The organism is Taibaiella chishuiensis, from assembly GCF_003014535.1.
GTDB lineage: Bacteria > Bacteroidota > Bacteroidia > Chitinophagales > Chitinophagaceae > Taibaiella > Taibaiella chishuiensis.
Map to the genome: position 1 here is coordinate 1,711,652 of NZ_PYGD01000001.1, position 23,842 is coordinate 1,735,493.

General features: G+C 49.6%; 21 protein-coding genes and 2 tRNA genes. 15 read left to right on the top strand and 8 right to left on the bottom strand.

All coding sequences use genetic code 11. The features are described 5' to 3' along the window. Positions 1-3: 3 nt before the first annotated feature. Positions 4-495 (bottom strand): hypothetical protein, encoded by a 492-nt coding sequence (locus tag B0I18_RS07160; RefSeq protein ID WP_106521943.1) that lies wholly within the window; start codon positions 493-495, stop codon positions 4-6. Between the two features lie 171 nt (positions 496-666). On the opposite strand from B0I18_RS07160, the gene B0I18_RS07165 reads away from it, so the two are divergent. The 3 genes from B0I18_RS07165 (at position 667) to B0I18_RS07175 (ending at position 3,386) form a co-directional block, all read left to right on the top strand. Then, the gene (locus tag B0I18_RS07165; protein WP_106521944.1) at positions 667-1,236 is read left to right on the top strand and encodes a helix-turn-helix domain-containing protein; all 570 of its coding nucleotides are present in this window, start codon (positions 667-669) and stop codon (positions 1,234-1,236) included. Between the two features lie 83 nt (positions 1,237-1,319). Beyond that, positions 1,320-2,636 (top strand): DUF5690 family protein, encoded by a 1,317-nt coding sequence (locus B0I18_RS07170; protein ID WP_106521945.1) that lies wholly within the window; start codon positions 1,320-1,322, stop codon positions 2,634-2,636. A 48-nt stretch (positions 2,637-2,684) separates the two neighbouring features. After that, positions 2,685-3,386, top strand: coding sequence for an HAD-IA family hydrolase (locus tag B0I18_RS07175; RefSeq protein ID WP_106521946.1), 702 nt, complete (start codon positions 2,685-2,687; stop codon positions 3,384-3,386). Between the two features lie 50 nt (positions 3,387-3,436). Here the strand turns inward: B0I18_RS07175 and B0I18_RS07180 are convergent, their stop codons facing one another. Beyond that, the gene (locus B0I18_RS07180) at positions 3,437-3,979 is read right to left on the bottom strand and encodes a GNAT family N-acetyltransferase (protein ID WP_106521947.1); all 543 of its coding nucleotides are present in this window, start codon (positions 3,977-3,979) and stop codon (positions 3,437-3,439) included. Positions 3,980-4,094: 115 nt separating this feature from the next. Here B0I18_RS07180 and B0I18_RS24915 point away from each other — a divergent pair, with 115 nt between their 5' ends. Together B0I18_RS24915 and B0I18_RS07190 are read left to right on the top strand one after the other, a co-directional pair. Beyond that, on the top strand, positions 4,095-4,280 hold the full coding sequence (locus B0I18_RS24915) for a hypothetical protein (RefSeq protein ID WP_146146678.1): 186 nt from the start codon (positions 4,095-4,097) through the stop codon (positions 4,278-4,280). A 183-nt stretch (positions 4,281-4,463) separates the two neighbouring features. Next, positions 4,464-7,751, top strand: a complete 3,288-nt coding sequence (locus B0I18_RS07190) for a tetratricopeptide repeat protein (RefSeq protein WP_106521949.1) — start codon at positions 4,464-4,466, stop codon at positions 7,749-7,751. A gap of 1,033 nt (positions 7,752-8,784) precedes the next feature. Here B0I18_RS07190 and B0I18_RS07195 read toward each other — a convergent pair. Continuing rightward, positions 8,785-10,806: a T9SS type B sorting domain-containing protein gene (locus B0I18_RS07195; protein WP_106521950.1), complete on the bottom strand. Its 2,022-nt coding sequence runs from the start codon at positions 10,804-10,806 to the stop codon at positions 8,785-8,787. Between the two features lie 181 nt (positions 10,807-10,987). Here B0I18_RS07195 and B0I18_RS07200 point away from each other — a divergent pair, with 181 nt between their 5' ends. The 3 genes from B0I18_RS07200 to B0I18_RS07210 all read left to right on the top strand — a co-directional run bounded on the left by B0I18_RS07200 (position 10,988) and on the right by B0I18_RS07210 (position 15,090). Further along, positions 10,988-13,114, top strand: coding sequence for a S46 family peptidase (locus tag B0I18_RS07200; protein ID WP_181358363.1), 2,127 nt, complete (start codon positions 10,988-10,990; stop codon positions 13,112-13,114). Positions 13,115-13,226: 112 nt separating this feature from the next. Next, positions 13,227-13,964 carry a 3-deoxy-manno-octulosonate cytidylyltransferase gene (kdsB, locus tag B0I18_RS07205; RefSeq protein ID WP_106521952.1) on the top strand — a complete coding sequence of 246 codons (738 nt, stop codon included), beginning with the start codon at positions 13,227-13,229 and terminating at the stop codon, positions 13,962-13,964. Between the two features lie 49 nt (positions 13,965-14,013). After that, a complete protein-coding gene (locus B0I18_RS07210) occupies positions 14,014-15,090 on the top strand; it encodes an iron-containing alcohol dehydrogenase family protein (RefSeq protein ID WP_106521953.1) in 1,077 nt (358 codons plus the stop codon). Between the two features lie 54 nt (positions 15,091-15,144). Here the strand turns inward: B0I18_RS07210 and B0I18_RS07215 are convergent, their stop codons facing one another. Continuing rightward, complete coding sequence (locus B0I18_RS07215; protein WP_106521954.1) at positions 15,145-15,594, bottom strand: hypothetical protein; 450 nt, start codon at positions 15,592-15,594, stop codon at positions 15,145-15,147. 230 nt (positions 15,595-15,824) lie between these two features. On the opposite strand from B0I18_RS07215, the gene B0I18_RS07220 reads away from it, so the two are divergent. Then, complete coding sequence (locus B0I18_RS07220) at positions 15,825-17,246, top strand: T9SS type A sorting domain-containing protein (protein ID WP_281257987.1); 1,422 nt, start codon at positions 15,825-15,827, stop codon at positions 17,244-17,246. Beyond that, positions 17,246-17,737, top strand: coding sequence for a hypothetical protein (locus tag B0I18_RS07225; RefSeq protein ID WP_106521956.1), 492 nt, complete (start codon positions 17,246-17,248; stop codon positions 17,735-17,737). Before B0I18_RS07220 ends, B0I18_RS07225 begins: the two co-directional genes overlap by 1 nt. A gap of 52 nt (positions 17,738-17,789) precedes the next feature. On the opposite strand, the gene B0I18_RS07230 is transcribed toward B0I18_RS07225, so the two are convergent. The 3 genes from B0I18_RS07230 to dnaN all read right to left on the bottom strand — a co-directional run bounded on the left by B0I18_RS07230 (position 17,790) and on the right by dnaN (position 21,275). Next, positions 17,790-18,872: a hypothetical protein gene (locus B0I18_RS07230; protein WP_106521957.1), complete on the bottom strand. Its 1,083-nt coding sequence runs from the start codon at positions 18,870-18,872 to the stop codon at positions 17,790-17,792. 12 nt (positions 18,873-18,884) lie between these two features. Next, positions 18,885-20,066: a carbamoyl phosphate synthase preATP-grasp domain-containing protein gene (locus B0I18_RS07235; RefSeq protein WP_106521958.1), complete on the bottom strand. Its 1,182-nt coding sequence runs from the start codon at positions 20,064-20,066 to the stop codon at positions 18,885-18,887. Between the two features lie 69 nt (positions 20,067-20,135). Beyond that, positions 20,136-21,275, bottom strand: a complete 1,140-nt coding sequence (gene dnaN / locus B0I18_RS07240) for a DNA polymerase III subunit beta (protein WP_106521959.1) — start codon at positions 21,273-21,275, stop codon at positions 20,136-20,138. Positions 21,276-21,467: 192 nt separating this feature from the next. Here dnaN and B0I18_RS07245 point away from each other — a divergent pair. Together B0I18_RS07245 and B0I18_RS07250 are read left to right on the top strand one after the other, a co-directional pair. Beyond that, positions 21,468-21,540: transfer RNA gene (locus B0I18_RS07245), tRNA-Phe, on the top strand. A gap of 70 nt (positions 21,541-21,610) precedes the next feature. Further along, positions 21,611-21,683, top strand: a tRNA-Phe gene (locus B0I18_RS07250). Between the two features lie 72 nt (positions 21,684-21,755). Here the strand turns inward: B0I18_RS07250 and B0I18_RS07255 are convergent. Further along, on the bottom strand, positions 21,756-22,262 hold the full coding sequence (locus tag B0I18_RS07255; protein ID WP_106521960.1) for a dihydrofolate reductase family protein: 507 nt from the start codon (positions 22,260-22,262) through the stop codon (positions 21,756-21,758). Between the two features lie 87 nt (positions 22,263-22,349). Between B0I18_RS07255 and B0I18_RS07260 the strand changes: the two genes are divergently transcribed. The 3 genes from B0I18_RS07260 to B0I18_RS07270 all read left to right on the top strand — a co-directional run bounded on the left by B0I18_RS07260 (position 22,350) and on the right by B0I18_RS07270 (position 23,828). Beyond that, positions 22,350-22,694, top strand: coding sequence for a winged helix-turn-helix transcriptional regulator (locus B0I18_RS07260; protein WP_106521961.1), 345 nt, complete (start codon positions 22,350-22,352; stop codon positions 22,692-22,694). A 137-nt stretch (positions 22,695-22,831) separates the two neighbouring features. Then, positions 22,832-23,011, top strand: a complete 180-nt coding sequence (locus tag B0I18_RS07265; RefSeq protein ID WP_219905916.1) for a hypothetical protein — start codon at positions 22,832-22,834, stop codon at positions 23,009-23,011. Between the two features lie 484 nt (positions 23,012-23,495). Beyond that, on the top strand, positions 23,496-23,828 hold the full coding sequence (locus B0I18_RS07270) for a type II toxin-antitoxin system HigB family toxin (protein ID WP_106521962.1): 333 nt from the start codon (positions 23,496-23,498) through the stop codon (positions 23,826-23,828). Positions 23,829-23,842 lie beyond the last annotated feature (14 nt).

Below are 23,842 nucleotides of genomic sequence, written 5' to 3' on the forward strand. Positions count from 1 at the left end.
AAACTATTGCTTGCTGGATTGATGCCCGTTGCCGGGAAAATGGTGCTCATGTGCATCCTGTTCGTCATGATGTTTGGGGTCGGCGATTAGGGGACCTGGATGCAGCCGTTCGCGATCGCTGATCAGCAGGGCGGCGTCGGCCGGGGAGCGGAAATACTGGGCTACCGGTATGCTCTCGTTATAAAAGTCATCGCTGAAATAGTTTGCCTGTTCTGCCGCGTTGATGTTGTTGCAGATATCCCGGTACTCCTGCATGCATAAACGGAAAAGCGAATCGGGGTTAGTGGTCAGGGGAGCAGGTAAACGGAATTTTTTTATTTTATATAAATTACCTGCGATCAGTAACTGGTGTTTTAAAATGTCGATACGGTAAACGCGGGCTATACTGTCGGTAGTCGTGTGGCGGGTTTGCGCCTGGCTTTTCAGGGTAAGCAATAACAGTAAGAACAGGAGCAAAACTGCCGGCAGCAGCCGTTTTACAAAGAAAGTAGTCATGATATCTGTTATAATGATGAGGCAAAATTAGAGAACAATAGTTTACAAATGCTGAACTAGTGTTTACTAAATTGTTAACTCTGGTGTTGCTTTTATATTATTTCAAACGTGGGAATGTTGCATTCTTGCGCAGAGGTAATATCTTTGGCGTTTATAAATACTAAACCCTATATGGAAGGAGCATTCCTTTTAGAAGTAAGCCGGCGCATCAAAGAGTTCCGGCTCGAAAAGCGCCTCACGGTACAGGAACTGGCCGACCGCGCCAATGTAAGCAAAGGCCTGATCTCCCAGATCGAAAATGGCCGCAGCATACCCTCGCTGCCGGTATTGTTTGGTATTATACAATCGCTGGAAATGGCGGTCAGCAGCTTCTTCGACGGCCTTAACCTGCAGGCGCCCAATGTGCTGGTGCAACGCAAAAAGGATTATGAATCTTTTACGAAAGAAGATGCGAAAGGCTTTTTATATAAACGGATCTTCGTGAAGAACGTATCGGCCTCGACGCTCGATTTCGTGATCCTGGAACTGAGTAAACAAGCCAAACGCGGCGAGGTGGTTACCGAGGCCTTCGAATACAAGTATATTATACAGGGGCAATGCGAATACCTGATCAATGGTGAGAAATACGAATTATCCGAAGGCGATTCACTTTTCTTCGACGGCCGCCTGCCACACCTGCCCAAAAATACCGGTACCGAAAAATGTATTATGCTGATTGTTTACTTCTTCATACAGAAGTAAACAAATACTAAACATTTATTTACATTTAGGTAATATTGGCTTGCTACATTTGCGCTCGATTACAAATACTAAACATTAGTTTAATGAGTTTTGGGCGTAAGATCGGCATCAGTGCCAATTCTTTTTTCTTCGTGGTTTTTGCCACCGTAGCTTCCTTTCTTACCTATACATCTATGTACGCGGTAAGAAAGGCCTTTACCGCCGGGACCTTTGACGGCCGGGTCTTTGCTGGTATGGATTATAAGGTTTGGCTGGTCATTGCCCAGACCATCGGGTATACCCTGTCGAAGTGGTGGGGCATAAAGATCGTAGCCGAGAATACGCCGCGCCAACGACCCTGGTACATCCTGGGGTTGGTAACAGCGGGCATCCTGTCGTTATTGCTCTTTGCCCTGATCCCCGCGCCGTACAGTATTATCTGTCTTTTCCTGAATGGCCTGCCCATCGGTATGATCTTCGGGCTGGTGTTTAACTACCTGGAGGGGCGCCGTACCACCGAGATCCTGGTGGCAGGGCTTACCATCACTCAGATCTTTTCTTCCGGATTTGTAAAAAGCGTAGGCCGTTTCTTTATCCATGACCTGGGTGTGCCTGACCTCTGGATGCCTTTCCTGGTAGGCCTTATCTTCTTCCCGGTACTCCTGTTGTCGGTATGGATGCTCGAACAACTGCCCGCGCAGGATAAAGCCGATATCCAGCTCAAATCCAAGCGCGGCGCTATGACGGCGCCCGAACGACGGACTTTCGTACGCAACTTCCTGGCGGGCCTTTTTATCTTTATGTTCAGTTATATACTGATGACGGCCTACCGCGACTATCGCGATAACTTTGCGGCTGAAATATGGGAGGGGCTTGGCTTTAAGGGACATGCCGATCTTTTTACCCTTACCGAGATCCCGGTATCCGCGGTCATCCTGTTGCTCATGATCTTCCTGCAACGCATCCGGGATAATATGAAAGCCTTCCTGTTTATACATTATATGGGTATCGCGGGCGCGGCCATCCTGTTGCTGGCTACCTGCTGTTATGCGGCGGGCTGGATCAGCCCGGTGCTATGGATCAGCGCAACCGGCGTAGGGCTTTATATTGCGTATGTGCCGGCCAATACTATCTTTTTCGAAAGAATGATTGCTGTGTTCAAATACCCGGGCAACGCGGGTTTCATCGTTGTGATGGCCGACTTCTATGGTTATAGCGGCAGCCTGGGTGTATTGCTTTATAAAAGTTTCGGTAAGCAAAGCCTGAGTTATAGCAGCTTCTTTCTCTATGCCTCTTTCGCGGTCGGCTTGATGCTCCTGCTGGCCCAGGTGGGCTCCTGCATTTACTTTTCCCTGAAAAATAAAAAACAACAGGCCCATACAGCAACACCGGTTGCCCGTTTGGAAATGTCTGATGTTTAGTATTTGTATATTTTTGTTTAATTTTGTAAAAAATAAAATTTCCTATAAATGCTGACAGATTCTATTAAGCTTGTCATTTTCGACATGGCAGGTACCACTGTTTACGATGATCATTATGTTTCGGAGGTGCTGTGTGCATCGCTTGCCCTGCACGGTTATACGGTGCCCCGCGAAGCGGCCGACGAAGTAATGGGTATTGCGAAACCCGTTGCGATCAGGACCTTGCTCAACCAGTTTTACCCGGCTGCAACCGGTGTGTCCATCGAGCCTATTCACCAGGACTTCCTGCGGCTGATGATCGAATTTTATGCAAACGCTGAGGATATACGCGAGATCGAAGGTTCCTCGGTGGTGTTCCGCGAGCTGCGCAGGCAAGGTATAAAGGTGGGTATCGATACCGGCTTCAGCCGCGATATCACCGATATTATCATGAACCGCCTGGGCTGGCAGGAAGAAGGCCTGGTAGATGTGAGCGTGGCCAGCGATGAGGTTGCCCATGGCCGCCCCGCGCCGGATATGGTCTATAGAGCCATGGAGCTTACTGGTATCACCGATGTGAAATCGGTAATGAAGGTGGGCGATACACCGGTCGATATTATGGAAGGCAATAATGCCGGTTGCGGTATGGTTGTGGGCGTATTGAGCGGTATCGGCACACCCGTCGAGCTTAAAGAAGCCGGCGAAGCCTTACTGGTCGACTCGATCTCCGATATCACGGCCATACTGGATAAAACAGTAGTGTATAACTAAGTCCGTTTTGTTTTAATAAAAGGTCCCGTTGGTGTCATGCCGGCGGGGCTTTATTTTTTTAAGTCCAGCCAGGTATCGCGGTCGATCCGGTACCAATGGTGTAGCGCTGTTTCGTGCATAAAGCTGCCGTCCTGAACCAGGCCGCATTTCTTCAGCACTTTGTCCGAACCCGTGTTGGCAGCATCTGCCATGGCATATACGGTATCGGGTTTCAGGGTGCTGAATCCATGATCGAGCGTGGCTTGTGCTGCCTCGGTAGCCACGCCTTTGCCCCAGTAAGCGCGCAACAAGCGGTACCCCAGGTCGTAATAATGGCTATGCCCGTTTACGGTATCGCGTATCAGTTTGAGTCCTGCCCAGCCGGCGAAGTTGCCGGTGGCCTTTTCGATAATGACCAGGCGCCCGGTACCCAGGTCGCGGTATTGTTGCTGGAGGAACAGGATCATATCACGTGCCTCCTCTTTGCGGTGTTGTGGTTTATTGCCCACATAACGTACGACTTCAGGATCGGAGTCGAGGGCAAAGAAGCCATCGGTATCGGTGATGAGGGCGGGCCTGATCAACAGGCGCGGGGTTTCGATTTCGTAGGGCATGAGGATGGTTTCGACGAAAGTACATGATTCCGTTAAAGCCGCCACGGATCACTGCCCGGAAAAAAAATCGGGTTACCCTGTAACTTTTTTATTCCGGCCCCGATATACTGTTGTTATGGGAACGCTCAAGTTTTTATTCCTCGTATTTGTGCTCAGCTTCGTGTCCGGTTTGTTCTACACCGAACCGGAGCAACAGGTTTTGCCCAAACAGGAACAGGACAAGAACGAACAAAAAACAAAGCCCGGTCCTGACTGGGAAACCCTGAAAGCCTGCATCCGGCAGAGCAGCCTGTTTTTCTAACCGGTGCCGGGTTATTTTTAAGAACGCCTTTTTTCCTATCTTTTTGCCTTTTTGTCTGCGATCCCGACCATGCTAATAATCGCCTTGCCAGGGGCGCCAGGATACATTTTTTATTCCTGCAACAGTCATTTTACGGTGTCATTGTGATTTTATTGGGATAAATTTGCGGCAATTTTAACATTCATGAAAGCAATTTATCTTACGCTTATCGGGCTGTTGTACGGACAGCTCCAGGCGCAGGCTTTTAGCAGCCCCCAGGATAGCCTGTCTGCTCCCGGGGTACAACAGGAACTGAAGCGGGCCGACAGTCTTTATACCCTTGGAAGAATTATCGATGCGCGCGACCTCTATCGCAAACAACCGCCGGAGGCCTTATCCCCTGCCGCAAAGGTAAGGCTGGGGTCTTTGCTGATCCTGAACGATGCCACAGGCCTGGACATCCGGATGGGCGCCCGGCTGCTGGAAGAGGAGTATACGGCAGGCAATAAAGCGGCCGCGCCTTACCTGGGCTGGTTATACTACAACGGACGTGGTGTTGCTGAAGACGAGGCAAAGGGGCTATCGCTTATCGAAATTGCCATCAAAGAAGACCTCGCTGCAGGGTACTATTATAAGGGCAGGGTAGCCCAGGACAAAAAAAAGTATACCGATGCCGTCGCTAACTTTGAAAAGGCTGCTGCTGCCGGCCATGCAGCCTCCCTCGTTGCGCTCGGTGCGCTGTATGAGTCGGGGCTTGTGGGCAATGCCGATGGTTTGAAGGCCGAGGCCTGTTATCAACGGTCCGCGAAACTGGGCAATGGCAGCGCCTGTTCACGTTTAGGTTGGCTCTATTATTGGGGTAAAAATGGTGTGAAGCAGGATTACGACAAGGCCTTCCGCAGTTTTAATAAAGCAGTAGTGCAGGGCGATGTGGAGCACAATGAAGCACTGGGACTGGGTTATTGTTATAATTGGGGTAAGGGAACAGCAAAGCAGGCAGACTCCGCCCTGTATTATTACCGGCTTGCCGGCGCATGGGGCCGGGGCAGGGGGTATGCGCAGATCGGTATTATGTATCGTTATGGCCACCTGGTGCCCAAACAAGCAGACTCTGCTTTCTTTTATCTCCGGAAGGCTGCGGATGCGAAAGACGCCTGGGCCTGTTACCACTTGTCTGACCTGTTTTCGGAAGGCATACAGGTAGCCCGGGACGAAGAAGCGGCCATGGCCTGGATTAAAATGGGGGTATCGCTTGGCGATGAAGATTGTAAGGTAAAGCTGGCACGGTATTATAAAGATGGCGTAGGTACTCCGAAAAATATAGAACAATGCCTGGCTATCCTTAAAGATCCGGCCCTGGCGAACTACCCGAGGGCTTTAGTACTTGCCGGCGAGATTGCCGCTCAGGAAGGGAATACAAACGAAGCCCTGGCCTATTTCAAAAAAGCGGCCGAGGGGGGTAATGATGGCGCCATGCTAGCCCTGAGCAAGGCTTACCAGTGGCAGAAAAATCGACGGGAAAGGGAAAAGTGGCTGGATGCCGCAATAACGGCCGGCAATGCCGAGGCCATGTATATAAAAGGCGTAGAGTACAACGCCGGCAACGAACGTAAACGGGATACAGTTAAAGGCAACCAGTTGATCCTGGCGGCAGCCGAGCGTGGGCATATGCCGGCCATCGATGTTGTAGGCTTGATGCCCCAGTTTTTCGGTGCATCGGCAAAGCCGCTGCTGGAGCGCTGGAAGAAAGCGGAAGCCATCCAGGATGTTGATTATTCTGCCGATTATAATCCTAAGCTTTCGGGGCTCGCAGCGAGCGCTTTTGACGGCGATGCCAGTGGCCAGTACCTGCTGGGGCTGAAATACCTGAATGGTATAGGCGTAGAAAAAAATTATAAGCTCGCTGTTCAATGGTTCCAGCAGTCGGCCGCGCAGGGGTTTGCCGAAAGCTATTATGAATTGGGCAAAATGTATTATAACGGAACCGGTTTCCAGCAGAGTTATGCCGATGCGTTGACCTGGTATGAGCTGGCTGCAGAAAAAGGCGTGGCTGATGCTATCAACAGTATCGGGGTTATGTATTACAGTGGGACCGGGCTATCTATGGACAGGAAAAAAGCGGCTACCTATTATGAAAGAGCCGCCGCAGCTGGTAGTGTTCCCGGGCAATCCAACCTGGGCTATTACTATATCTACCATCTTGCACCCACGCAGCAGAACTATAAACGAGGCGTAGCGCTGACGATAAAAGCTGCCGAAGCAGGGTATCCCACTGCCCAGTGTAACCTGGGTATGCTTTATGAAAATGGCACCGGCGTGCCGCAGGATAAAGCCAAAGCCGAAGCCTGGTACAGAAAAGCATGGGCACAGGATGAACTCAGGGCTTTGGGTATGTTGATCAAAATGTATTGGAGTCGTGATATCCGGCACCCGGAGGCCTGTACATTGCTGGTCAGCCTCTACGAAAAAAAGAAACACCTACCTACCCTGGTATGGCTTTACGATGTGTGCAAGCGGAGAGATGTGTTATCGGGTGGGGAAGCGGCAAAATTGCTGGATAGTCTCATGACCGACCGGTATAAGCTGAGCATCCGCGATAAAGTGGCGCTTATGGAGTTTTGGCGCCTGGGTATCGGTACGGCGCCGGATATCGACAAGGCCATAGCGCTGGGGCTGGAATTCGAAAAGGCAGGGAAGGATGTCGAATTAGAACAGGAGCTGGCAAGATTGTACGGCGCTCAACAGCCTGCAAATTATACGGAGGCCTTTAAATGGTGCTCGCTGGTGGCTGCCAGTCAGGGCGAAATCGCTGTTTTCGGTATGGGGGATTATTATGCGGACGACGATACACATATAAGCGATAACGACAGCCTGATTTACAGCTATTTTAAAGCAGAGGCGGAAAAGGGAAACATTAATGCCATGCGTTTCCTGGGCTATCATTACAAACTTGGCCGGGGCGTACCTGTCGATTTCGCCAGGTCCATCTATTGGTTTGAACAGGCTGCGGCTGCAAAAGATACGGCTTCGATGCAACTCTTGTGTCTTGCCTATAGCGGTAAGGGCATTATTAAACTTGCTGATGATGAGAAAATGCGCTACTGGCTGGAGCAACTGGCCGCAGCCGGGAATGTGAACAGCTTTGCTGAGTTGGGCGATTTTTATTTTAATCATAAAGCATATCCGGATGCCGCGCGTAAATGTGTTTATTGGTATGAAAAAGCCGCAGTGCTTGGTCATGGCGTCGCATTGAATAATTTGGGAGAGTGCTATTACCAGGGGTATGGGGTGCCTAAAAATTATGAAAAAGCCCGTCATTATTATGAGCAGGCTGTTGAAAACAACTGCATGTGGGGCAAAGTCAGTTTGTCTACCTTATACCTGAAAGGGCATGGCGTACCCAAAGATAAGAACAAGGCCAGGCAGCTTTGCCGGGAAGCCTGCGAGGCCAACGAGCCCGGCGCCTGTATCGAACTCGAAAAAATCAATTAATACCAAGGAGTACATGGAATAAAACGGGCGCCTGGCCTATTTTCATCGCGACGTACTGTAAGTGACCTTGCGCGTGGATGGCAGTTTACCTGGTCGGTAGGGTTACGCATTTGATGTTATTTACTGCTGTTGTTGCCTGCCGCAGGGTCCCTTTGCAGGAGACCCTGCGGGGACATCTGAGTTCACCCTGTTTGCTTTTCAAAGTTCCTGCTTCTTTCTGCGCCTGTATCGAACTCGAAAAAATCAATTAGTACCAAGGAATACATGGAATAAAAACGGGCGCCTGGCCGATTTTCGTCGCGATACAGTAAGAGACGTTGCGCGTGGGTGGCAGTTTATCTGGCCGGTAGGGATGCGCATTTGATGCTATTTACTGCTGTTGTTGCCAGCCTGCCGCAGGGTCCCTTTGCAGGAGACCCTGCGGGAACATCTAAGTTCACCCTGTTTGCTTTTCAAAGTTCCTGCTTCTTTCGGCGCCTGTATCGAACTAGAAAAATCAATTAACACCAAGGAATACATGGAATAAAACGGGCGCCTGGCCGGTTTCCGTCGCGACGGCACCTGTAAGGAAGCGTGGCGGCAGTTTACCTGGTCGGTAGGGCTACACATTTGATGTTATTTACTGCAGTTGTTGCCCGCCTGCCGCAGGGTCCCTTTGCAGGAAACCCTGCGGGAACATCTAAGTTCACCCCGTTTGCTTTTCAAAGTTCCTGCTTCTTTTATTCCTCTCTTTTTTATCTAAAGGCCGCGGCGCTGCAAGAAAAAATAAAATTTATGGGATCACATTCATTCGCAAGGACCTGGTAAGGTGGAAGATTTATCTATCCCGATGGCTAAAACACGCCCGATTTATTTCCCTTGAATAAATAAGATAGGAACACAGCTGCAGGTTCGACTTTTAATACTCCCCGGAAATTGCGCTTGATCCTTACGCTCTCGTCGCTTCGTTTATCGGCCTGACCAGGACTTTACAAAAGAAAGACAGCAGCCGGAAGGCTGCTGTCTTTCTTTATATTGTATTTTCTTGCAATCGTCATCGTAGTAGTGTGACCGTCCCCGATTTTCGGAATCGCTGTTGGGTATTGGCGCAGTTGGCATCGATCTCCCATACATATACACCGAGCGGGGCGTCTTTGCCATCCACCTTGCCATCCCAGCGGCCGGCCTTGTCTGTGGTGGTGAATACTTCTTTACCCCAACGGTCAAAGATTTTAAAGTAGTTGATCTTTACCAGCTGCAGGTTCCAGATGCCGAACCTGTTGGTGCTTTCGTTGCCTGAGCCTGGTGTAAAGGCGTTTGGCAGGTGGATATCGTCGCAGGGAACAGTAACCTGTACGGTGTCGATATCGCTGCAACCATCGGTATTCCGGACACGCAGGTAATAAGTAATGTCGTAAGGCGGCTGTGCCTCGCTTACCGGCAGGTTGGTCGGACGGGTAAAGCCGATTTCCGGGAACCACTCATAAGTGTATTGCGTACCGAGTGTAGTTCCGGGACCGCCCAGTACGGTACGGGAACCATCGGATATGATCCGGTCCGGACCTGCATCGGCAACGATCTTGCTTACTTTTACTTCAATCGGGTTCTTAACGATACAATTCACATCGTAGTACGCGGTTACATAGTAAGTGGTAGTAATGGTCGGATGTACATTTACGAACTGGCCGTAAAGAGTGTCGATATTATAATTCGGAGACCATTTAAAGCTATCGGCTGAGAAGGACAGGACGCTGAGCCTTGTCGTGTCGCCCTGGCAAAGCAGTAAGTCGTTGGTCAGGGTGATGGGCGGATGATCGTATACCACGATCTGTTCGCAATCGGTAGTAACGTTGGGCAAGCCTTCGTTGATCGTCAGGAATATGGTGTATACACCCGGCTCCATCAGTTTGAAGGTTGGGGGCAGGCGTTGTCCTGAAGAAGGGATAGAAGCATCGGTACAAGGGTTGAAAAAGACCCTGCTTATCGAGTTGTCGCCGTTTACAGAAAGCATGTATACCGAACCGCTGTCGCGTGCAATACCGGACAGTGCCCTGGCTTGTGTAAAGCCCGAGGTATTGCCATGGTTGGTTACTGCAGGCGGGTTGGCGATAGACTGTGCATCCCACTTCAGGGTGATGATGCTGCTGGTACCATAGTTCAGTACATAACCGTAGTAAGCGTCGCAATCGCGGGTAATGGCAATACCTACCGGCGCTACCACACGGCTGGCGAGGTCGCCCAGGTTATCTACATAAGGCGTATTGGACAGGGCGTTACCGAAAGTAATGTGGTTGACGGTGCTGGCGGTGCGGTTGGTAATAAACAGGTGCCAGTTATTCAATTCTACAATGCCTGTAATACCGGATACACCAGAGAAGTGACCATCGATATTACCCATATTGCTTACGGTTGGTACATTGCTCAGCGCATTGCCGAAGCTTAACCGCAGCATTTCATCGGATTTGGTAAAGGAGAAACCATACCATCCGTTCTGATCCTTGGCCAGGAACAGGTGTTTAGGGCCATTGAGCGCACCGCCCATATTACCGAGGTTCACTTCGGTAGGCATTGCTTTCAGTCCGTTTGTGAAGGTATAGTGCATCAGGCGGGAGTTGGCGCTATCGGTACCTGCTACGATGAACAGGTTCCATTTGCCGCCGTCCTGGGCGGCATAGATGCCACGCGGGTTATTTAAAGTAGAGCCTATCTGGGTCACCTGCGAAGGCGCGCCTTCGTACCCGTTCAGGAAACGCATACGTACCACACCGCCATTGGTGTTGATATGAAAAGAATAGGTTACCCCTTCGTCTTCCGCCAATACGATGCCATTAGTCGCATTCATCGATTGCTGGGCCCCCATGTTATTGCCGTTGGGCAATCCGCCGAGGTTGGGCGGACAGAATGTCCAGTTGTAATTTGCTGCGCCTTCAATAATGTCGAACGGGGCGATCTCATGCCCGGTACATACCGTATCCGGAAGCTTGAACAGGTTCGGATCAGTCTGGGCAAGCACTTTACCTTGGGGAACAATCAAAAGCAGTAATAACGAAGCAAGTAATAGTAATCTTTTGCTCATACTTGAATTTATGAAATCGTATTGTTTATTTATGGGGCACTGTCACTTTGCCGGAAGCAGCGTTTCCCGAAAAGTTTGGCTAATGTAATATTTTATTGGAAAAATCTGCAAACAATTATTATTTTTATTTCCAAATTCAAAGAGAAACATGCCGAAACGTACTTACCGAAAAGTAATATTAATGACTACCCTTGCAGGCTGCACAGCGCTGAGCGGATTTGCCCGCGAAGGCATGTGGCAACCTTCCAAGCTTAAAAGACAGGAAAGTGATATGCAGAAGTTGGGGCTTAAAATCCCCGTAGAAGATTTATACAACGACCAGGGAACAGGACTCAATAATGCAGTGGTCCTGTTCGGCCAGGGTTGTACCGGCGAAATGGTTTCTGCTAAAGGATTACTGTTTACCAATCACCACTGTGCCTACAGCCATGCGCAGGCACTGAGCACCCCGCAGAAAAACTATCTCGTAGACGGGTTCTGGGCACGCAACCAGCAGGAAGAGCTGCCTTGCCCGGGGCTTAAGGTAACCTTCGTACGCCGTACGGAAGATGTGACGGAGCACGTGCTCGAGCACATTACCGATTCCATGCCCGAGGCATTGCGCAATAAAAAGATAAGCGAACGCATCGCCAGTCTGCAGACGGCGTATAAAAAATTACAGGGACTCGACGCAGAGATAAAACCTTACTACAATGGCAACCAGTATTGGGTAACGCTCAGCGAAACCTTCTCCGATGTACGCCTGGTGGGCTTCCCACCCAACGGCATCGGTAAGTTCGGCGCAGATACCGATAACTGGATGTGGCCCCGCAATACCGGCGACTTCGCCGTGTTCCGCATCTATGCCAGCGCCAACAATAAACCTGCCGATTACAGTACTGCCAACGTACCTTATAAACCCCAAAAATTCTTCCCGATCAATACCGCCGGGTACAGCGAAGGCGACTTTTCCATGGTATATGGCTTTCCTTATCAAACGCAGGAATACCTGAGCTCTTACCAGGTTAACCAGGTACAGTATATCTCAGACCCCATCCGTATCGAAGCCCGGGATAAAAGGCTGAATGCATGGGATAAGGAAATGCGCGCCAGGCCCGACGTATTCCTGAAGTATGCCGCCAAACAATCGCAGCTCAGCAACGGTTTCAAAAAATGGAAAGGCGAAGTGCTGGGCCTCGAAACCAATGATGTGATCGCGAAAAAACAAAGTTATGAAAAGAGCTTCCAGGAAGCTGCCGGGATGAGTGCCGATTCAAGCGATAAATTATTGCTGACCCGTATCCAGGCCACGGTTTTGGGTAGCGACAATGCCCTGATCGCATCCGAGTACACCCGCGAAACCGTATTGGGCGTTGAAGCCATAGCCCAGGCCGCTCAATTAAATAAGGTGCTGGCATTGTACCGTTCCGGGCCTGTTACCGCAGCGGTGCAGGACAGCCTGTCGAAAATAAGGACCGCGCTCGAAACTTTTTATAAAGACTACGATGCGGCTACCGACCAGAAAGTATTTGATGTGCTGATGCCTTTGTATATGCAGCAGGGCGAGCAGGTAGTGGCGCCGCAGATGAAGTCGCTGATGACAAACTCGGGTAATAACTATGCTTCCTGGTCGAAGAATATTTATAACCATGCCTATACCGCCAGCCCGGAGCTTGTGTTCCAGCTGCTGGACCGTGCCAGCCGTGCCGATACCACGGCGATCAAAGCGGATCCGGCCTTCCAGGTTTATCATGCGGTAACGGCCTTCCAGAACGAGAAAATAACACCGGTACTGAAAAAGTACACGGAGCGTATTGCCCCGCTCAACCGGTTATATATGAAACGCCAGATGGAATACCTGAACAGTGGAAAGGCCTTTTATCCCGATGCCAACCAGACCCTGAGGCTTACCTATGGCAAGGTGCAGGGTATTAAACTGGAAAACAGCGACCGCTTCCAGACCACGCTCGACGACCTGATACCAAGACATAACCCCGCGGTGGAAGAGTTTAATATTCCCCAGGGATTGCGTAACCTTTACCAGGCCCGGAACTACGGCCGCTGGGCGGTAAATGGTACCGTACCGGTCAATTTTACAGGCAGCAACCATACGAGCGGCGGCAACTCCGGCAGCCCGGTACTGAATGCTAAAGGACAACTGATCGGTATCAATTTCGACCGGATCTGGCAGGGTACCATGAGCGATATCTATTACGATCCGTCGCTGTGCCGCAATGTGGCCGTCGATATCCGGTATGTACTCTTCATTATCGAGAAATTCGGAAATGCAGGCTGGTTGTTAAACGAAATGAAATTGACTGCCAAGTGATTATTTCCAGGTAAAACTTTACGACATTTGCACGGTTACCAGGGGCCGTTCTGCTCCGCAGAACGGCCCCTTTATAATTCCTATTCCCCGATCGCTAAAAATTGTCTTATCCTTGAAAAAGATTGCTCTTATTCCCGCCCGCTACGCAGCTACCCGCTTCCCCGGAAAACTGATGCAGCGGCTCGGAGATAAAACCGTTATCCTGCATACCTACGAATCGACCCTGCACACCGGTTTGTTTGACGAAGTAGCCGTAGTGTGCGACAGCGAGATCATTTATAACGAAATAACCGGTAATGGCGGAAAGGCGATCATGAGTCTCAAAGAACATGAATGCGGCACCGACCGGATCGCGGAAGCCGTGCTGGGCCTGCCCGACGCCGACATCGTCGTGAATGTACAGGGCGACGAGCCCTTTACCCGTAAGGAGCCGCTCGAAAAACTGCTCCGGGTATTTGAAGGCGAGGCCGGGGCTTCGGTACAGGTGGCTTCGCTTATGCAGGAGTTGCATGATCCCGAACTGGTGGCCGATCCGAATTATGTGAAAGTGGCTGTGGACAAGCAGTTCAACGCCTTATTCTTTTCCCGTTCCGTAATTCCTTACCTGCGCGACCAGAACGTACAACCCGTTTATTACGAACATATCGGGATTTACGCCTTCCGGAGGCAAACCCTGCTCGACTTTACCCAAATGCCGGTAAGCCCGCTCGAAGCCGCCGAAAAAATAGAATGCCTGCGTTATCTCGAAAACGGCATCCGTATGAAAATGGTGCCGACCAGTTATATGGGTGTAGAGATCGATACGCCCGAAGATCTCGTAAAAGCAGAACGTTATATGCAGGGGCAATAACACCGGCAACGAGATTCTAAAAACATTAATTTATTTAATAAAGCATAGCATGAGTTTCAGAAATTTTAAAATGGTGGATTACGTCGTGTACGGACGTGGCGCCTTCAATCAACTCGATGAAATACTGGCCCCCAGGCGCAAAGGCGAGGCCCCGATGATCTTTTTTGTAGACCAGTACTTCGAACATAATAGTACCTTCCTGGCCCGTGTACCCCTGCGGGGAAAAGATAAAGTGGTGATTATCGATGTTACCCACGAGCCCAAAACAACTTATGTAGACCAGCTGCGCGACGAGCTGACAGCCGAATTCGGCACAGTAAGCGGTATTATCGGTATCGGTGGCGGCAGCGTGATGGATATGGCCAAGGCCGTATCGCTGATGATGACCAACCCGGGTTCTTCGGCCGACTACCAGGGCTGGGATCTGGTTAAACAAGCCGGCGTATACAAAGCCGGTATACCCACCATTTCGGGAACCGGCGCAGAGGTAAGCCGTACCACCGTCTTGACCGGGCCTGTACGCAAACTGGGTATGAACTCCGATTTTACCCCTTTCGACCAGATCGTGCTCGATCCCGAACTGATCAGTACCGTGCCCGCGCAGCAACGCTTCTATACCGCTATGGATTGTTTTATCCACTGTGTGGAATCGCTTACCGGCACCTACCTCAATACCTTTAGCCAGTCGTATGGCGAAAAAGCCCAGGACCTCTGCGAGGAGATCTTCCTGCACCAGTCGGCCTGGAGCCCCGAGTCGGACGAAAAACTGATGATGGCTTCCTATGCCGGTGGTATGAGTATCGCCTACTCGCAGGTAGGGGTAGCCCATGCGGTGAGTTATGGCCTGTCGTACCTGCTGGGTACCAAACATGGTATCGGTAACTGTATCGTATTCGATAAGCTCGAGGAATTTTATCCCGAAGGTGTGGTCAAGTTTAAGAAAATGGTCGACCTGCACCGGATCGAAATTCCCCAGGGCATCACCAAAGGCCTGAGCGATGCGGATTTCGAAAAAATGATGGACGTGTCTATGGGACTGGCCCCGCTCTGGGAAAATGCATTGGGTAAAAACTGGCAGGAACAGATGACCCGTGAGCGTTTGCGGGCTTTATATGAAAGACTGTAATCCTTTTCCGGGAAAAGTAATAACGCCGGGTCCGCAGGGACCCGGTTTTTTTTGTTAAAACACGGCTTCTATAATGTATTCGGTATTCCGGAAGCGGAAAGTGTCGCCGCTGTTTTTGCCCATCAGTACCAGGCCTAGCGGTGCTGCGGGCGACAGGGCAAATACCTGGACCCCGTCTACCACCAGCTTGCCCAGGGCTACGCCCGGAAATAAGTAGCCCTGCGACGTTAATACCAGGCTGCCGGCAATAATAGCGCCGGTATAGGCGTTAATGTCGATATGGGCCAGCGCTGCCTGTTGTTCCGATAGGGTAGCGAGCTGCCGGCCCAGGTTTTCCTGTTCGATATGGATCATGGCGCGGCCGGTTTCGTACTTATCACCGGCGGTACTTTTGGTTTCCGATTGCAGGCCGGTGCTTAGCTCTTCCATCGCCGCCCTCAGGGTCCCGATCCGGGATGCTACCCAATTAATATAGCCTTCATATACCTTTTGCCGGAAGTTCATGAGTTTGAATTAGTGGTTAATAACAATTTATTTGTTAACAGTAATTAACATTGTGAGGGGTTGAAAATTTGCCAATTTTTACCTTAAAATTCGATAACTTTACTACCTCCTGTTTCGGGGCTGCCTTTCTATTGTGTAGGGTAGCTTTGGTTTTCCGGGAGGAAATTATCTCCAATATTCTAAACTAAATCAAAAAAATGCAAAAAAAATCTCTCGGCATCGCGTTACTGATGTCTTGCAGCCTCGGAGCTTTTGCAAGTCCGGTTAGTGTTCAGACGGCTCAGAAGGTAGCAGAAAATTTCATGTCAAAAAAGGTAGCGGCTGCTGCGGGTTTAAACCTCCAGTTGTCCAAAACCTACACTGCTTTAGGTACTTCAGGTCAGGCTTCTCTTTATATTTTCGATGTGAATAACGGTTCAGGCTTTGTGATCGTGTCAGGAGATGATGCCGTTACCCCGGTTCTGGGTTATTCTGCAGAAAATAAATTCCCTGTTGCAGTTTCCAACAGCGAAGTAAATTACTGGATGGATGGTTATAACGAACAGATCTCTGCAGTGATCGACCACCAGGTTGCCGCTACAACTGCGGTTGCATCCGATTGGAACAAACTGATCACCAATACCGGTAGCGATGAAGCAAGGGGTACTGATGTAGAGCCGTTAGTGCGTACCAAATGGAACCAGGACGGAAACGGTTACGAAGACCTTTGCCCGCCCAACACACCAACCGGTTGCGTAGCTACGGCTATGGCCCAGATCATGAAATTCTGGAATCATCCGAGCGTAGGTGTAGGTAACCACAGCTATACCGCACCGGCTCCGATCAATGCCGTACAGACAGCCGATTTCGCCAATACCACTTATATGTGGGCCAATATGCCGAACGAGCTCACCACCAATTCAAACAGTGCCCAGCGTGGCGCAGTAGCTACCCTTATGTTCCATTGCGGTGTGAGCGTAAACATGAGCTACAACTATGCAAGCGCCGGTGGTAGCGGTTCTTACGTTATCTCTTCAGGCAGCCCTATGCAGAACTGCTCTGAGTATGCACTGAAAACGTACTTCCAATACAGCACCGATATCAAAGGTCTTGCCCGTAGCCAGTATGCCAACAAAGATGCAGAGTGGATCGCGCTGCTGAAAACAGAACTCGACGGCGGACGTCCTATCCTGTATACCGGTTTCGGTTCCGGTGGTGGTCACGCATTCGTATTCGACGGTTATGATGGTATCAACAGGTTCCACATCAACTGGGGCTGGGGTGGTTCTTCAGACGGTTACTTTATCGTGAATAACCTTGCTCCGAGCGTTTTAGGTACAGGCGGTGGCGCCGGTAACTTCAACAGCGGCCAGCAGGCACTTACTAAAATCATGCCGAACAACGTTACCAAAATCGTAAACGTAGAAGGTGCGGATAAGATCAATGCCTATCCTGTACCCGCTTCCGATAAACTGAACATCGATCTGAGCCGTTTCGAAGGTAAAGTTACCGCTATCCAGCTGTACAATATCCAGGGCCAGAAAGTACTGAGCCAGGAAGTAAAAGGCGCACAGGCAGTAATGCCGGTAAGCCAGGTAGCCCAGGGCATGTACCTGCTGCACCTGCAGTCTGATAAAGGAACTATCATCCGCAAAGTATCTGTTGTAAAATAATGCAGAAAAAATATCTTACTTTATTGACTTGTCTGAATGTTGCCGGAATCTTTTCCGGCAACATTTGTTTCGGGCAAAGCCCCGCGCCCAACCCGGCCCCCCATGTGCTGGTATACAAGATGCGCAAGGATTACAGTAAACAGGTACCGGTTATCCTGTCGGCCGATAAAAAGGAAATTGTTTCCTATCCCGACCCGGTAGACCTCGGATCCGGTATGGAGCCTGTAAAACTTAAAGGCAACTACTGGCTCGATAACCGGGGTATAGGCGCCGATGTGGCGTTCCTGAAGCTGACTTATAAACAATATGCGGCGCTGAAGAAAGCACCTTCTGAGGCCGAACTTAAAGGCATGATCCTGGATGCCAGCCCCTTGAAAGAGCTTTGCGACTGCGGTCCTAAATCGGCATTCAAACAGGCGCCGGCACAGCAGCTCAATACCTGGATTACCTCCGGTAAATTGCGCAGGCATTGTAAAACGATACGTAAATAACAACGATAAGAAATGCTCAAAGAGGATGCCCTTTACAGGTGCATCCTCTTTTTTATTGGAAGGCTTCGCGGATAGCGTTCATATCGGTGATGCTGAAACGGCGCAAGGCAAAGCTGTCGAGGTGGAAATAGGCCAGGCGGAAGGCACTGTCGTTTATCCTGGGCCGGATATAGGACGCGATATCCAGCAGCATGTCGCGGTCGGGATGTTCGAAGCGGATCTCGGTGCCGGGCTTAAAGCTATAACCGGCCGCCTCTACCGGTTTGGGCACCAGGTACAGGTCGCCTTTGATACGTACCAGGTCGCCCTTTTTAAAATCGTCTTCCGATACATTATAAACCAGCCCGCCGAAGTTTTGCCGTATAAAAAGTACGCCCCAATGATAGAAGGGCAGGGCTACATCGAGCGGCAGAGGGTACTGGCCTATATTTTTCATATAGTCTTTGGCATCCTTCAGGTCGAGAATGGAGTTGGCCGGACCGTATTTTTTCAGGTTGCCCATGTTATAGACCATCAGCAAACCCCGGTCTACCGGCGGAATACCGCTGCTGGCCGTGTACTTAACCTGGTGCATCCTTATCGTACAGGACATCTTTTTGTCCTGCACAAATGCCTGTGCTTTGATCTGGCGTAGCAGGGCAAAATAAAGGTCTGCCCGTTGCTTCGTCCAGTCGCAATCGATCTGGATCTCCGGGGGCTTTATCTGCAGGCCTTTGCAGAGTTCGGCCATCAGTTGTGTGATCCGCGATGCCAGTACGGGCAGGTCTTTTTCCTGCAGCCGGGCAAGGCAGCGTTGGGTAATAAATACCACCGGGATGCAGGTAAGCGTGGTATCCTGTACGGGTGAGGGCTGCAGGAGGCCTACCGGGCGGGGCTGCTGCTGCCGTTCATCCCAATCCACATCGAACAGGCGTATGTAAAGCGTTTTACTGCCGGTTTGCTGCAAGGTACGTTGTTCGTATCCGCCCATGCGGAAATTGGTTTTCCAGTAATAGAATGCAGGTTCAACGGCATTTTTCCGTTTAGGTCCGCAGCCGGCGGCGGTCCATAACAGGAAAAAGCCCGGAATCCATAACAGTATCCGGGCTTTATGCAGTAAACGTGCTGCAATCGTCAGGTGTTTTCCTGAGAACATAACAACAGGTTATTATTTACTAAGGTGCATGCTTCTTTCTTTGTACAGCTGGCGGAACCAGGGATCGCGCAGGTTCTTGATAAAGCGGATCGCTTCGCCCGTGCTCTTCATTTCGGGGCCCAGCTCCTTGTTCACGTTCGGGAATTTGTTGAAGCTGAATACGGGTTCTTTTACCGCATAACCTTCGAGTTTAGGCTCTATCTTGAAATCTTTGAGTTTGGCCGCGCCCAGCATTACTTTGGTTGCGATATTCAGGAACGGTACGCCGTATGCTTTGGCGATGAATGGCGTGGTACGGCTGGCGCGCGGGTTAGCTTCGATCACGAATACCTTACCTTCTTTAATGGCGAACTGGATATTGATCAGTCCGCGGATATTAAGTTTCAGTGCCAGTTTTTTGGCGATATCCACCATCTCTTCCACTTCCAGTTTACCCAGGTTGAATACGGGCAGTACAGAGTGGCTGTCGCCGCTGTGGATACCGGCAGGTTCAATGTGCTCCATGATACCCATAATGTAAACATCCTCACCATCGCAGATCGCATCGATCTCGGCCTCCTGGCAACGGTCCAGGAAGTGGTCGATCAGGATCTTGTTACCGGGCAGGTGCTTCAGCAGGCTCAATACGCTTTTCTCCAGCTCTTCGTCGTTGATCACGATCCGCATACGCTGACCGCCCAATACATAGGAGGGGCGTACCAGTACGGGGTAACCTACTTCATTGGCCACTTCGATAGCATCGTCGGTCGTGAAGGCGGTGCCGTATTTAGGGAAGGGGATATGCATTTGTTCCAGCAGGTCGCTGAAGCGGCCGCGGTCTTCGGCGATATCCATATCGTCAAAAGAGGTGCCGATAATCTTAATGCCTTTTTCGTGCAGGCGTTTGGCCAGCTTCAGGGCCGTTTGGCCACCCAGCTGTACGATTACACCTTCCGGCTTTTCATGTTCGATAATCTCCCAGAGATGTTCCCAGTATACCGGTTCGAAGTACAGCTTATCGGCTATATCGAAATCCGTCGAAACCGTTTCGGGGTTACAGTTGATCATGATCGCCTCGTAACCGCACTCTTTAATGGCCAGCAGGCCGTGCGTACAGCAGTAATCAAATTCAATACCCTGGCCTATGCGGTTGGGGCCGCTACCCAGTACAATGATCTTTTTCTTTTGAGAAGGTATGGACTCGTTGTGTAACATTTTATTTATACAGCGCCAGCGTCTGGCTTTTACTTTGTTGCATAGGTATAATCTGGTCCTGCGGCGGTTTTATACGCCTACCATCAGCGGCATCAGCAGCATCAGCAGATCTTCATTTTCTGTTTTCTCCACGGGGCGGTAAATGCCTGCGCGCGATGGCATGCTCAGTTCCAGTTTGATCTCTTCGCCTTCCATATTGTTCAGCATTTCGATCAGCAGTTTAGCGTTGAACGCGATCTTCATATCGTCGCCGGTATACTGGCAGGACAGCTGTTCTTTACCTTCGTAAGAGAAGTCGATGTCCTGTGCACTGATGCTTACTGTATTGCCTACGATGTCGAATACGACCTGGCTGGTGCTTTTGTTGGCGAAGATGCTAACACGGCGCAGGGAACTGATCAGGTCGGCGCGGTTAATCGTCATGTTGAACGGGTTGTCGGCCGGGATTACCGCTTTATAGGGCGGGAATTTACCCTCGATCAGGCGGCAGCTCAGGCGGATGCGGTCGTTGCGGATAAACAGGTGACTGGCGTTATAGGAAACTTCCAGCGGGCTTTCGTCCGATGGGATAATATTGCGTAATTGTTGCAGGGGTTTGCGGGGTACGATAATACCGCCTTCTTCGGGGCAGTTGATATCGTTGCGGGTCAGCTTTACCAGGCGGTGGGCGTCGGTAGCTACGAAGGTAATACCGTCCTGCTGCAGTTCGAAAAATACGCCGGTCATTGCAGGACGTAAGGTATCGGAGCTGGTTGCAAACAGGGTTTTGGTAATGGCTTCGCTCAGGCGTACGGAAGGCAGGGTGAAGGAAGTTGCGTCGTTAGGTTGCGGTTCTTTCGGGTATTCATCCGCTTTTTCGCCGCCTATTTTATACTTGCCGGTATTGCTTGAAATTTCAATAGAATTATCATCCCTGTTTACCGTGAAATGCACCGGTTGTTCCGGCAGGTTTTTCAGGTATTCCAACAGGATTTTTGAAGGGATACAGATGCGTCCCGAATTATTGTCGTCCCCGTCGGTCAGTTCTTTCTGGATTTCCATCTGAACCTTGATCATGGTTTCCATATCGCCGCCGGTAAGCGTGAGGCTATTCCCTTCCAATTCGAACAAAAAGTCCTCCAGGATAGGAAGAACCACATTGGCGCTGATGATACCGCCAACAAGTTGTAAATTTTTCAACAATGAGGTTGAAGAGACAATAAAGCGCATAGCGTATTCAGGAATTTAGATAAAAATTGAAGCCCGGTAATTGGGGCACAAAGATAAAAGATTGCGCGAACATTAAGGGAATCATTTTATAAAGGGGGATAAAAAACTTAAAAAAAAGATTTGGCCGTTACGTTTTTTGAGTTACCTTTGCACTCCTTTCGGTAACGATTTATTCAACGCCGGCAAGGTAATGGTGCGGTAGCTCAGTTGGTAGAGCAATGGACTGAAAATCCATGTGTCGCCGGTTCGATCCCGGCTCACACCACAGAAGGCCTTAGATCTTTCTAAGGCTTTTATTTTCCAAAATACGGAACTGATTTTTGCAGTTCTACAATGGTGCGGTAGCTCAGTTGGTAGAGCAATGGACTGAAAATCCATGTGTCGCCGGTTCGATCCCGGCTCACACCACAAGAAAAAGCCTTTCAGCGATTAAGCTGGAAGGCTTTTTTGTTTTTTGCGCTCCTCGCAATATAATTGTTGCTATTGTCTAACCCAATGCAACTGTACAAAATCGCCGTTGACGGTATGTGCTGCCAGCCGGAAGCGGGTATGCAATCCGGCATCATGGCCTAAAATACCGCCATTGCCGGTCAGAATCGGGCAGATATTAAAATGGAGATCCGTTACCAGCTCTTTGTCGATAAAGCTATTGAAGGTGCCGGTGCCGCCGCCCACGGTAATTTCCCCGAAACCTTTACGGGCGAGGCTTTCGATCGCGGCTTCCGGGCTTTCCACCACTTCGTAACCCGCAGCAACAACCGGTGTTGCCGATAACACGACGATGGTGATGTCCTTGAACAAGGCCTGGGTATCCGGCGGGAACTTTGCAAAGCTTTCAAAGGTATTCCAGCCGATGACCAGGTTGCCGGTCTGCTGTGCCATTTTTAAATAGAAGGTCATGGCCTCTTGTGGTAATTGGTGCTGCGGGTTATCAGACAGCAATGCCTTTCCATTGACGGAGATATTCGCAATTAAGGTTACTTTCATGAGCTGAATTTTTATCGTTGCTGCAAAACTATCCGGGGCAGGTAATTTTATCACTATCCCTTACCTTTAGGAAAGTAACTTGTATTTATGCATTGTAACGACCAGGCCCCTTCAAAAGAAAAGATATTAGCGTTACAGGATGCGATCGATTTGCTGGGTGGCAAATGGAAAATCAGTATCCTGCGCAACCTCTCGTTTGGTGTTATGCGCTTTAAGGACCTGCAGGAAGCGCTTATTGGCATCTCGCCGAAAGTACTGACCCGCGAATTGCAGCAGTTGGAGCAAAACCTGCTGATCACCAGGACGGTCAATACTACAAAACCCATTACGGTTAGTTATGCGCTTACGCAGCATGCCCTCGAAACAGAACAGGCTATACGGGCCTTGCTTGATTTTGGCCTGGAGCATAGGAAGAAAATAAAAGCGGGATGATTATGCTGCTTCCGGGCGATGTCAGCTATAACCTTTTTGTCCTTTAGGATAATAGATCTTGTTGGTGACAACACCAACGATGGCGAAGGGTAGTACATGTTGTTGGTGATAACACCAACAACGGCGAAGGGTAGTACATGTTGTTGGTGATAACACCAACAACGGCGAAAAACCTGCTGATCACCAGGACGGTCAATACTACAAAACCCATAACGGTTAGTTATGCGCTTACGCAGCATGCCCTCGAAACAGAACAGGCTATACGGGCCTTGCTTGATTTTGGCCTGGAGTATAGGAAGAAAATAAAAGCGGGATGATTATGCTGTTTCCGGGCGATGTCAGCTATAACCTTTTTGTCCTTTAGGATAATAGATATTGTTGGTGACAACACCAACAATGGCGAAGGATAATAGATGTTATTGGTGACAACACCAACAACGGCGAAAAATAGATAATTATGAAAATGAAGACTATTACACCTGGTCGTAGGGGTCCGCTACGGCATTTTTTTATCACTCTAATCTGGTCTTAGCCTTCCTGTCGACTTTCGTAAATCTTCTTTTTGTAAAGATACTCTATTTTTGATGCATTATTATTAATTTTTATTAAATATAAATATTGTTTAATTTTATTTAACTATTTATTCGTTTTTGCTTTTTGAATAAAGCTTTTGTAGCGGACTACTGCTGTGCGCTGGTTGTGTCAAAACTACTATCGTGATATTTAATGCTATCAGATTTACATCGCCCGCGAGACTTGTGTTCTCATTTTGTGAACTTTTGTAAAATACCTATCTTTGATATGAATGTTCATTTAATAAGAAAAGAGACCATTGAAGCTTATACTAAAAAGAACGCTTCAGGTAGAACTGGCTTTAACGAATGGTGTGTAAAACTGAAATACGCAGATTGGCACAAGCCGGAAGATATGCAGGCAACATATCCGGGTACGGATTTACTGGGGAACGGTTCGAACAGGGCCGTATTTAATATCGGGGGTAACAAGTACAGGATGATTGGCAAATATGGTTTTGGTGCAAGCGAGGTACATCTTTTCATCTGTTGGATCGGAACGCATGCCGAATATGATAAGCTTTGTAAGGCGGGGCTACAATATACCGTCAGCAACCACTAAATATACCGTCAGCA

Bases quoted from the DNA above. Each gene is read 5' to 3' on its own strand.
- B0I18_RS07270 (WP_106521962.1), top strand. From the start codon at position 23,496: ATGAATGTTCATTTAATAAGAAAAGAGACCATTGAAGCTTATACTAAA.
- B0I18_RS07225 (WP_106521956.1), top strand. From the start codon at position 17,246: ATGCAGAAAAAATATCTTACTTTATTGACTTGTCTGAATGTTGCCGGA.
- B0I18_RS07160 (WP_106521943.1), bottom strand. From the start codon at position 495: ATGACTACTTTCTTTGTAAAACGGCTGCTGCCGGCAGTTTTGCTCCTG.
- dnaN (WP_106521959.1), bottom strand. From the start codon at position 21,275: ATGCGCTTTATTGTCTCTTCAACCTCATTGTTGAAAAATTTACAACTT.
- B0I18_RS07260 (WP_106521961.1), top strand. From the start codon at position 22,350: ATGCATTGTAACGACCAGGCCCCTTCAAAAGAAAAGATATTAGCGTTA.
- B0I18_RS07180 (WP_106521947.1), bottom strand. From the start codon at position 3,979: ATGCCCTACGAAATCGAAACCCCGCGCCTGTTGATCAGGCCCGCCCTC.
- B0I18_RS24915 (WP_146146678.1), top strand. From the start codon at position 4,095: ATGGGAACGCTCAAGTTTTTATTCCTCGTATTTGTGCTCAGCTTCGTG.
- B0I18_RS07210 (WP_106521953.1), top strand. From the start codon at position 14,014: ATGAGTTTCAGAAATTTTAAAATGGTGGATTACGTCGTGTACGGACGT.
- B0I18_RS07230 (WP_106521957.1), bottom strand. From the start codon at position 18,872: ATGTTCTCAGGAAAACACCTGACGATTGCAGCACGTTTACTGCATAAA.
- B0I18_RS07265 (WP_219905916.1), top strand. From the start codon at position 22,832: ATGTTGTTGGTGATAACACCAACAACGGCGAAAAACCTGCTGATCACC.
- B0I18_RS07220 (WP_281257987.1), top strand. From the start codon at position 15,825: ATGTCTTGCAGCCTCGGAGCTTTTGCAAGTCCGGTTAGTGTTCAGACG.
- B0I18_RS07170 (WP_106521945.1), top strand. From the start codon at position 1,320: ATGAGTTTTGGGCGTAAGATCGGCATCAGTGCCAATTCTTTTTTCTTC.
- B0I18_RS07165 (WP_106521944.1), top strand. From the start codon at position 667: ATGGAAGGAGCATTCCTTTTAGAAGTAAGCCGGCGCATCAAAGAGTTC.
- B0I18_RS07190 (WP_106521949.1), top strand. From the start codon at position 4,464: ATGAAAGCAATTTATCTTACGCTTATCGGGCTGTTGTACGGACAGCTC.
- B0I18_RS07175 (WP_106521946.1), top strand. From the start codon at position 2,685: ATGCTGACAGATTCTATTAAGCTTGTCATTTTCGACATGGCAGGTACC.
- B0I18_RS07215 (WP_106521954.1), bottom strand. From the start codon at position 15,594: ATGAACTTCCGGCAAAAGGTATATGAAGGCTATATTAATTGGGTAGCA.
- B0I18_RS07195 (WP_106521950.1), bottom strand. From the start codon at position 10,806: ATGAGCAAAAGATTACTATTACTTGCTTCGTTATTACTGCTTTTGATT.
- B0I18_RS07255 (WP_106521960.1), bottom strand. From the start codon at position 22,262: ATGAAAGTAACCTTAATTGCGAATATCTCCGTCAATGGAAAGGCATTG.
- B0I18_RS07200 (WP_181358363.1), top strand. From the start codon at position 10,988: ATGACTACCCTTGCAGGCTGCACAGCGCTGAGCGGATTTGCCCGCGAA.
- B0I18_RS07235 (WP_106521958.1), bottom strand. From the start codon at position 20,066: ATGTTACACAACGAGTCCATACCTTCTCAAAAGAAAAAGATCATTGTA.